This is a genomic window from Paraburkholderia sp. CNPSo 3281 (genome assembly GCF_024206515.1).
Classification (GTDB): domain Bacteria; phylum Pseudomonadota; class Gammaproteobacteria; order Burkholderiales; family Burkholderiaceae; genus Paraburkholderia; species Paraburkholderia nodosa.
The window spans coordinates 1-715 of the sequence record NZ_JAMBPS010000177.1; the positions used below are offsets into that span (position 1 = coordinate 1).

At 56.1% G+C, this 715-nt stretch carries 1 rRNA gene; it reads left to right on the forward strand.

The features are described from left to right. Positions 1 to 715: ribosomal RNA gene (locus tag M3I56_RS41850) — 16S ribosomal RNA — on the forward strand; the annotation flags it as partial.

Below are 715 nucleotides of genomic sequence, written 5' to 3' on the forward strand. Positions count from 1 at the left end.
AACTGAAGAGTTTGATCCTGGCTCAGATTGAACGCTGGCGGCATGCCTTACACATGCAAGTCGAACGGCAGCGCGGGAGCAATCCTGGCGGCGAGTGGCGAACGGGTGAGTAATACATCGGAACATGTCCAGTAGTGGGGGATAGCCCGGCGAAAGCCGGATTAATACCGCATACGATCCATGGATGAAAGCGGGGGATCGCAAGACCTCGCGCTATTGGGGTGGCCGATGGCGGATTAGCTAGTTGGTGGGGTAAAGGCCCACCAAGGCGACGATCCGTAGCTGGTCTGAGAGGACGACCAGCCACACTGGGACTGAGACACGGCCCAGACTCCTACGGGAGGCAGCAGTGGGGAATTTTGGACAATGGGCGCAAGCCTGATCCAGCAATGCCGCGTGTGTGAAGAAGGCCTTCGGGTTGTAAAGCACTTTTGTCCGGAAAGAAATCCTGATGGCTAATATCCGTCGGGGATGACGGTACCGGAAGAATAAGCACCGGCTAACTACGTGCCAGCAGCCGCGGTAATACGTAGGGTGCGAGCGTTAATCGGAATTACTGGGCGTAAAGCGTGCGCAGGCGGTGATGTAAGACCGATGTGAAATCCCCGGGCTTAACCTGGGAACTGCATTGGTGACTGCATCGCTGGAGTATGGCAGAGGGGGGTAGAATTCCACGTGTAGCAGTGAAATGCGTAGAGATGTGGAGGAATACCGA